8 protein-coding genes are annotated in these 9,296 nt (G+C 40.3%); 1 reads left to right on the top strand and 7 read right to left on the bottom strand.

What is annotated here, in order from left to right:
* The 5 genes from fdhD to AC220I_RS13935 form a co-directional block, all read right to left on the bottom strand.
* On the bottom strand, nucleotides 1–761 hold a 761-nt coding region (fdhD, locus tag AC220I_RS13955), incomplete at its 3' end, for a formate dehydrogenase accessory sulfurtransferase FdhD (RefSeq protein ID WP_486724462.1).
* Entirely contained in the window at nucleotides 758–1,345 is a 588-nt protein-coding gene (gene mobA, locus AC220I_RS13950) for a molybdenum cofactor guanylyltransferase (RefSeq protein WP_486724461.1), read from the bottom strand. The genes mobA and fdhD, both read right to left, overlap by 4 nt.
* Nucleotides 1,335–4,034: a formate dehydrogenase subunit alpha gene (gene fdhF, locus AC220I_RS13945; RefSeq protein ID WP_486724460.1), complete on the bottom strand. Its 2,700-nt coding sequence runs from the start codon at nucleotides 4,032–4,034 to the stop codon at nucleotides 1,335–1,337. The genes mobA and fdhF overlap by 11 nt, the downstream gene beginning before the upstream one ends.
* Nucleotides 4,031–5,563, bottom strand: coding sequence for an NADH-quinone oxidoreductase subunit NuoF (nuoF, locus tag AC220I_RS13940; protein WP_486724459.1), 1,533 nt, complete (start codon nucleotides 5,561–5,563; stop codon nucleotides 4,031–4,033). Before nuoF ends, fdhF begins: the two co-directional genes overlap by 4 nt.
* Nucleotides 5,560–6,033: an NADH-quinone oxidoreductase subunit NuoE family protein gene (locus AC220I_RS13935; protein WP_486724458.1), complete on the bottom strand. Its 474-nt coding sequence runs from the start codon at nucleotides 6,031–6,033 to the stop codon at nucleotides 5,560–5,562. Before AC220I_RS13935 ends, nuoF begins: the two co-directional genes overlap by 4 nt.
* Nucleotides 6,034–6,274: 241 nt before the next feature.
* Here AC220I_RS13935 and AC220I_RS13930 point away from each other — a divergent pair, with 241 nt between their 5' ends.
* Nucleotides 6,275–7,180 (top strand): ketopantoate reductase family protein, encoded by a 906-nt coding sequence (locus tag AC220I_RS13930; RefSeq protein WP_486724457.1) that lies wholly within the window; start codon nucleotides 6,275–6,277, stop codon nucleotides 7,178–7,180.
* A 202-nt stretch (nucleotides 7,181–7,382) separates the two neighbouring features.
* Here AC220I_RS13930 and AC220I_RS13925 read toward each other — a convergent pair whose 3' ends face one another.
* Both AC220I_RS13925 and AC220I_RS13920 read right to left on the bottom strand, forming a co-directional pair.
* Nucleotides 7,383–8,432, bottom strand: a complete 1,050-nt coding sequence (locus AC220I_RS13925) for a hypothetical protein (protein ID WP_486724456.1) — start codon at nucleotides 8,430–8,432, stop codon at nucleotides 7,383–7,385.
* Between the two features lie 283 nt (nucleotides 8,433–8,715).
* Nucleotides 8,716–9,296 (bottom strand): fibronectin type III-like domain-contianing protein (locus AC220I_RS13920; RefSeq protein ID WP_486724455.1); only part of this gene is annotated, 581 nt, incomplete at its 5' end.

Genomic DNA, 9,296 nt, shown 5'->3' with positions numbered 1-9,296 from the left:
TGTGTATAGATGTTCATCCTCTTCCCCCTAGCAAATCCAACCAGGGTAATATTGTTCTTTTGGGCCAACTCTATACCAAGGCTCGTTGGTGCTGCTCTAGAAACAATAAGGGGAATTTGCGCCTGGATGGCCTTTGCCACCATTTCGCTTGAAATTCTACCCGATAGAAAGATAATCCTTAAGCCACTTCTATTGGTCACATTAGCCTGTGTCATTCTTTTTTGCACCGATAAGCCTACGACCTTATCAATGGCATTGTGTCTGCCGATATCTTCAGCAAAGTACTCGTTTTCGCCTTCAATTAGCATAACGCTGTGCACACCACCGGTTGCCCTGAACAAATCGCTCTTATGATTAAACACCTGCATCCAATTGAAAATCGATAGGGGTTTTATGGCCTCAGATGGTTCCATATCCAAGACCTTAGCATTTAACAGCAATGAAGCTGAGACCATGCCAAAAGCACACCCACTGGTCTGAATGAGTTCTTCTTTTGAAAAGCCACACTTTAACGCTATATTGAGTTGGGCTTTTTCTTCTAAGTACTCAACAGATGCAATTTGCCCTTCATCTTGAACAAAACCAGAGGTTATCATAAGACCCATCCCGAAGGCTTCCACGAGTTCAGGCGTCACCACAAGCTTTCTAAAAAACTGGTCATTTATGTTGACCTCTATGACTTTTTCAACGACGACTTCATCACTGACTTCTAGCCATTCATGACCATGCACTCTAATGATTTCAATTTGTTCAACCGTCATAAGACCTCTCCTTTTAGAAAACGACGTTCTTCCTGGGTGTTGATGTTCAGAAACATTTTCAAATTTTTAGAATATGACCTTGCAATACCTTCATCTATGGCTTCATATCTTTGCTTTCTGATAAAAGACTGGATTCCAAGTCGGTTGTTAATCAGACTTTCCTCCAATTTTAAAAGCAAGCATCTGTGATAATAGCCATGAAAGGGTTCGATAAAGCCATTGACCAGCGTTACCAATATCTCTTGGTTCGAAAGTTGGCCAGACATATAGTTTATATAATTCTGATTTGGAAAGGGCATGTCACATGCGGTTACAAAGCAGTAGTCACTTGCTGCATGCCTTAACCCTGTATAAATCCCTGATAAGGGGCCCTTGTCCTCATAATCATCCCGAACAGCATTAACGCCCTTGTCTGCGTATAAGTCAGGCTTGTCCGTAACTATGATCAATTCAGTAAAGGATGCCTTTAATACCTTGATGATGGAATCCATCACAAGAAGGCCATCATGAACCATCAGTTGCTTATCTTCTTTAAACCTTCTACTCTTTCCGCCTGCAAGTATTATTGCACTTTTATTTTTCATATAATGCCTCCACCCTTACTGCACTGACTTTTAACTCAGGTATTTTGCTGATTTTATCAATGGCTAAGCTGTTGGTGAGCCTGTTGGCACTGTTTTCAAAATGAAAGGGCATAAAGACGACATTTTCTTTAATTGTTTTTACGACCTTGAGCTTTGCTTGACTTGAACCCCTTCTTGACGTAACCTTTACAGATTGACCATTTTCAAGGCCTAACTTATCAGCCATCGCCTCTGACATTTCAAGATAATTGCCACCGACAATTTCGTTGATCCCTTGTGTCCGTTTTGTCATGGTAGAAGTATGAAAATGATAAAGTGAACGACCTGTGGTTAAAATGAGTGGATAATCCTCATCTGGAGATTCCATAGCCCCAACATGATTGAGTTTAAAAAACTTCCCCTTACCTCTTGAGAACTTATCCTTATGCAAAAACAGGGTTCCCTCATGTTCAGGGGTAGGACACGGCCACTGAATACCCTTGGCATCTATCTTATCGTAGGTAATGCCACCATAAATTGGGGTTAGGTTATTAATCTCTTTCATGATGTCTTCAGGAGACTCATATTTTTGATCATATCCCAATTTTTGCATCAGCAGCATGAGTATTTCCCAATCCGCTTTTGCATGGCCTCTATTGCGGATGGCTTTACGTACTCTTTGCACACGTCTCTCCGTATTGGTAAAAGTGCCATCCTTCTCTGCAAAACTCACAGCAGGTAAAACAACATCTGCATATTGTGCCGTTTCTGTTAGAAATATATCCTGGACAACTAAAAAATCCATCGCTTCAAGAGCCTTGATTACATGTGCAGTATCCGGGTCTGATACCACAGGATTCTCACCCATGAGATACATAAAACGTATCTCTTTACTTATCGCCCCATCAAACATTTGGGTCACTGTCAGACCGGGCGTTTTAGACAATTTACATTTCCATGCCGCTTCAAATTTTTGATTGGCCGCTTCATCAAAGACCTTTTGATAACCTGGATAAACATCTGGTAAAGCACCCAGATCGCAAGCCCCCTGTACGTTGTTTTGTCCCCGTAAGGGGTTAATCCCAGCACTTTCCTTTCCTAAGTTACCGCACATCATGGCGAGATTTGAAAGTGACATCACATGGTCTGTACCGCAAGAATGCTGTGTTACACCCATTGCATAATAAATAGCAGCTTTATCACCTCTAGCATATAGTCTTGCCGCTTTTTTAATGAGCTCAGCATCAACACCACAAACTAAGGCGGCAATTTCAGGCGTATAAGCCTCTATACAAGAAACGTAATCCTCAAAGGCTTCTGTGCGAGTGTCAATATAGGCTTTATCAAAAAGGCCTTCATGATAGATAACATTGCTCATGGCGTTAATGAGCGCTACATTTGTACCAGGTTCTATCTGCAAATAGACATCTGCATATTTTGAAAGGTCTATTTGTCGTGGGTCTGCAACGATGAGTTTACCGCCTTTTTCCTTTGCACGCAAAATCATAGACCCTATCACAGGATGCGTTTCCGTGGTGTTAGATCCAATGACAAAGGCCACGTCGTTTCCAATTACTTCGGGAATGCTGTTGGTCATGGCGCCACTGCCAAAAGCCGCTGCCAGACCTGCTACTGTAGACGCATGACACAAACGTGCACAGTGATCGACGTTGTTCGTTCCAATAACTGCACGCATGAACTTCTGCATCATATAGTTTTCTTCGTTGGTGCATTTGGCACTTGAAAGTCCTGCAAACGCCCCGCTACCATGGTTCTTCTTTGTCATATTTACTTTATCGACGATAAGGTTAAGGGCCTCTTCCCAGCTCGCCTCTCTAAAACGCCCCTCTTCCTTAATTAAAGGCGTTTTTAAGCGATCTTGATGGTTGATAAATTGATAGGCAAACTTTCCCTTCACACAAAGAAGGCCCTCATTGATGGCAGCCCTTACAGGTTCTACCCCAAGTACCTTGTCGTCTTTAACCATGAGTTCCATTTGACACCCAACACCGCAATAAGAACATGTGGTTCTAACACGACTCATCTCCCAAGTGCGTGCCTTTGTCTTCGTCTTAGGCATCAGCGCACCTGTAGGACAAACACTGACACAATTGCCACAGGACACACAGTTGCTTGACTCATATTTACCATCAAGTGGATAGCCAATCTCAACCTCATGACCTCTTTCAATAAAATCTATGGCATGTGTTTTTTGAAGCTCTGCACACACTCTCACACAAAGACCACATTTAATACATTTATCCTTATCAAGTGTATAGAATTTATTGGATGCTTCATTTGGGGTTTCCCTTGTATAAGCAGGATAGTAGGCGTTCACCTTAATATCATATTCATAACTGTAATCCTGTAATTTGCATGCACCTGCTTTTTCACATATAAGACAATCGTTTGGATGGTCAGTCCAAAGCAGTTCCAGAATTTCCTTTCGCGCCATGCGCACCTTGGGACTATCCGTATTGACGGTCATATTTTCAGTAACAAGCGTCGCACACGAAGGCAGTAGTGTATCAGACCCATTGACTTCAACGATACACATCCTACATGAACCACTTGGATTCAATCTTTCATCGTTGCAAAAGGTTGGAATATCAATCCCGCGATCTTGACATACCTTTAAAAGGGTTTCACCGGCTTGGGCAATGACCGCTTCCCCATTTAAGATTATTTTGATTGGCTTAAGAACATTCATAATCTCACCTCTATCGCGTTTACTGGACAACTTTTAATACAGGCACCGCAGATAATGCAGTCCTCCTGATTGATGTGAAATTGGCCACTCTGGTCTTTAGATATGCAAGTTTCAGGACAAACTTTAGCGCATATCGAACAACCAATACAGGTGTCTGTAATAAAATATCGACTTATGGCCTTACAGGCCCCGCTTTTACAATGTTTGTCATCTACATGTTCCAAGTATTCATCTTCAAAATACATTAAGGTTGAAAGTATAGGGTTAGGCGCTGTTTTACCAAGTCCGCAAAGCGCTGTGTTTTTCACTGTAAAAGCCAAATTCTTTAGACGGACCAAATCTTCTCGTGTTCCTTCCCCCTGGCTAATCTTTTCTAAAATACCATGGAGCTGCTTGGTGCCATTTCGACATGGCGTACATTTTCCACAAGATTCATCCACCATAAAATCCATATAAAATTTAGCGATATCAACCATACAATCATCGTTATCCAGCACGATCATACCACCAGAACCCATCATAGACCCAAGTTTAACCAATTGGTCAAAATCAATCTTTTCCTCTAAGTGCTGTTGGGTAAGGCAGCCTCCACTCGGTCCACCTGTCAGGACGGCTTTGAAGGTCTTGTTTTTAGCCACACCCCCACCAATCTCCATAATTACTTCTCCTAGGGTAATCCCCATGGGCACCTCAATGAGCCCACCGTGTTTTACTTTTCCGGCCAATGCAAAGACCTTAGTCCCTGGTGACTTGTCTGTGCCATACGCTTTGAACCAGTCAGCACCCAGTCTTAAAATGTTTCCGATATTGGCTAGGGTTTCAACGTTATTAATGACCGTTGGCATATCAAAAAGACCCTTGTGTGCAGGAAAAGGCGGTTTAAGTCTAGGCATGCCCCTTTTGCCTTCAATTGATGCAATTAGGGCCGTTTCTTCACCACAAACAAATGCACCGGCACCCAGTCTAATTTCAAGGTCAAAAGCATAGTCTGAACCTAAAACACTTTGGCCAAGAATGCCCTTTTCACGTGCTTTTTCAATGGCGATTTCCATGTACTTTGCCGCAATAGGATACTCTGCTCTAACATATATAAAGCCGTGCTTTGCCCCAATGGCATAGCCGCCGATAATCATCCCCTCTATAACTGCGTGCGGATCCTTTTCTAGCACTGACCGATCCATAAATGCCCCTGGATCACCTTCATCAGCATTGCAAATCATAAACTTTCGTTCTCCCACAGCATCATGTGCAAACTGCCACTTTAGGCCTGTGGGAAAGCCACCACCCCCTCGACCACGAAGGCCGCTTGCCTTAGTGATATCGATAACCTCCTGGGGTGAGCAATCATAGATGGCCTTAAAGGCCCCCTGATAACCATCTCTTGCAATATAATCCTCTATGTCAAGTGGATCAATCACATCACAGTTTCTTAAGACCCTTCTAACCTCCAATGGATGGGCTTTAACCTCTATAAAGGTCTTTTTACTCAAAACGTTTTCTTTGATTAATAACAAGTCCTCAAAGTTCATGGTCTCTCCCCCTTTTGGATGGCCTTGATGATTTCTTTAGCCTTTTTGACGGTCAAATGACCATAAACCTTATCATCGATCATCATCGCTGGTGACTGAGAGCAATCGCCAAGACACCTTGTTGGTGCAAGTGTAAACAAGCCATCCTCACTGGTTTCCCCAAGTCTTATCCCCAGCATTTTCATGACTTCATTTTGAATGTTTGCAGCCCCCTTTACATAACAAGCAGTTCCCATACATACGCCAATCCGATGCTTACCGTTTGGCTCTATTTGGAACTGAGAATAAAATGTGACCACACCAAATATTTCTGCTAGACTGATATTGGTACGTTCTGAAATTGTCCTTTGTGAATCATATGAAATACAACCGAAGGTATTTTGAACATCATTTAAAATCAACATCAAAGGGCCTTCTTTAGAGGCATGTCGCTTGATAATATCATCCAATAAGCTTTCAGCTTCCATCATTTTATCCTCCTCATTTGTTTTATAAAAAGAGCCTTAAAATAGCATTTACCCCATATCAAATCATCTCAGAATTTATTTACCCTGATACACATCTCCTGTACCATGAAACGTTAAAGTTATTTTAAATAAATAATTATATTGGAATGCATTGAAATTTATTGGTCTGAATAGGCATAAAATGTTAAAATAGAAAAAATAAACTTTGTGTATGGATGTAAGGCAAAGCAGAAAAGGAGGCAATATGAAAATAACACTTATAGGATTAGGCGCTATAGGGGCATCTTATGCAGCACTCTTAAATGATTGCCCAGAGATTGACCTTAATATTATATTGGACGATAGCCGTTTTGACCGCTATAAATCCAGTGCATTTAAGATTAATGGCAGGGTTCAACATTTTAATTATTGTAAGCAATCTGATCCTGGTCAGCCTGCAGATATCATGATGATTGCCGTTAAATATAATGATCTTCCAGATGCCATTGCTGCTGTAAAAAATCATGTGGGTGAAAAAACAGTGATCATGTCCTTGCTTAATGGCATAGATTCGGAAGAAATCATCGGTGAAGCCTTTGGCATGGAAAAAATGCTTTATAGTATGTGCCTTGGTATCGACGCCCAAAGACAAGGCCTAAATGTGAATTATGGTTCTGTTGGTAAGATTGTGTTTGGTGAGAAGTCGGGAGAACAAACGGACCGAGTTCAGATGGTTTCTGAAGTCTTTAAAAGAGCTTCAGTACCTTATGAATGTCCAAAAGATATGTATAAAAAGCTTTGGTGGAAGTTCATGATTAACGTTTGTAGCAATCAACCCACTGCAATCCTCGGTGCAAACTATCACTACTTAAATTCGTCTGATGGTCACAAAATCATGCACATGATTATGGAAGAAGTAAGACAAGTCGCTGCTAAAAAAGGCGTTGAAATTACAGATGGCGATTTTAAGGCTTGGCTTGATATTCTAGAAACCATGGTGCCTGAATCTAAGACTTCCATGCTCCAAGATATTGATGCTGGTCGCTTAACAGAGGTCGACATGTTTGCAGGAGTTATAAGGTCTCTCGGCAAGACCCATGGTGTACCAACACCCTATAATGATTTGATGTATCATATGCTCAAGGTTAAGGAGCAAATTTGTTTGAAATAAAAAAACTATTTAATCCTATAAGCTTTTTGAGTCTCCTATTTTTATCACTTATTTTGTCATAAACGATGTTTCAAAGCTAAAAAAGCCCTATTTTGCATAAATTCTTATGCTTCCCTTTGGGTAGACAGTTAAAATAATAAACTGTTTCCCCAAGGGAGGGCATAACAAACTGCAAAATAGGGCTTAAGTTTTCTAGGCGATTTTATGCTGAAAGTGCTTCTGTAGACGCCTCATCAACCATGATATCTTCTACAAGATAACCTTCTAAATGATTGCACTCACTTATATATTTATCACACAAGGGGCAGATTTCCCTTTCACAGTAGGATTGGTGGAACTCTCCTTTTTTTGCGCCACATTTTGAGCAATCCTCAAATGCTTTGTCACGTTTCATTACCTCTCCGTTAGTAAGAACAATTTCAGAATAATGCTTGCCTTTCATGAGTTTAATCTCCTTTTCTAGAATACCTATAGTATCCTCCAAATTTGTACCTAAGTTAACTTTTGCAACCTCTATAACACCATGACCCTCATAATTTTTTAGATTGAGAACACTCTTTACAAATGCGTCCATTTGCCTAATATCAGTACAAGTTCCACTTGGTTTATGATCTGCTCGATCATCAGCATCGTGTATATGAATATTACCGACTCTTGCCTTCTGAAGAGGTGTCAGTTTGAAGTCGAGTTTATCCGATATCATATGTCCAAAATCCAAACAAAATTTGAGTTTTGGATATGCTATTAGAATTTCATCTATTCGCGTGACATTGATCCGCTCTCTGCCCACAATTTTTAACCACTTATCATGTGCCGACTTTGGAAAATTATCCAGCGACCGAATGATATTAAGGTTTTCAAGATGTATGATGATGTCCAGATCGTGTTCCGAAAGGTAGTCATAAATCATATCCAGCATTTCAAAGGTCAATGCAATATCCTCATCTATGGAAGTGCCCATGGCATGGTGGACCACAGCGTTTATTGGCCCGCCTACTTCATCAATGATTCTACCAATTTTGTCTAGAATGAATAGTGCATCTTCTGTCATTTCAGGCAAGTGTATCTGATAGATTTTTCCCTTTGCCTTTAAACACTTCGCAAGTTCAATATTGTATTCAAGCCAGTGGTTTGCTTCCTCTTTATTAAAATTGACTTCTACACCATCAATTTCATCTGAACTTAAAACATATGAAAGTATGGCTCTTTGGTCATCTACTTCCGACGGAATGTAGCCTATTAAATATCGCATGATTACTCCAATTTATCACTTTTGTCATTTCCAGTTTCACTTTAACATAGAAAAAGCATAAACAGTTTAACTCAATTTTAAATGTATGTAAAGATGCCAAAAGCGTCTTAAATGTTAACTTTTTCGTTGATATTGTTTGAGGCCTATCCTTCCTCAACACAAGAGCCTTTGATTCAATATTTGCTGTAAACAACAGAAAACCCTCTAGGAGTTTGCTTTCACCTTAGAGGGTTTTGAAATTTTTATTTATTATTTTGAACACCCCAAAATGGGCTTATCAATTTCACTTGACTTCCAAACACTTTATCAAAAGGGATTCGTCTCTTGAGTCTGGACCAACCATTATATTAAAGAGACCAGGTTCTAATACCTTCTCTTCTTCTTCATTGACAATGGAAAGGGCATCCGTCATAAAGCGGATATGAACAGTTTTGGTCTCACCTGCTTTAAGATCTATACGTTCAAACCCAATCAGTTGTTTAAAGGGTGTCATTAGGCTACTGATGAGATCATGCGCATAAAGCTGAACAATTTCCTCAGAGTCTATTTTCCCTGTATTAGTAACATCAACAGAGACAACGATTTCATCATCAGGATCGCAAATACTTTTAGACAGGTTCATATTACAATATTTAAATGTTGTGTAAGATAAACCATAACCAAAAGGATAAAGGGGTCCCATTGGCAAATCCATGTATTTACTGCCATGCCATCCTGGAAGTTGATTATAGTAGACCGGTAATTGTCCTGAATGATATGCAAATGAAATGGATAATTTACCCGTTGGATTTGTTTCACCAAATAGGATTTCACCTACTACTTTTCCACCAAACATGCCTGAATTAAAGGTTTCTATAAGGGCAT

This window comes from Fusibacter sp., assembly GCF_057447755.1.
The sequence above is the reverse complement of the archived record's forward strand: the minus strand, read 5'-3'. Positions and strand labels throughout refer to the sequence as shown.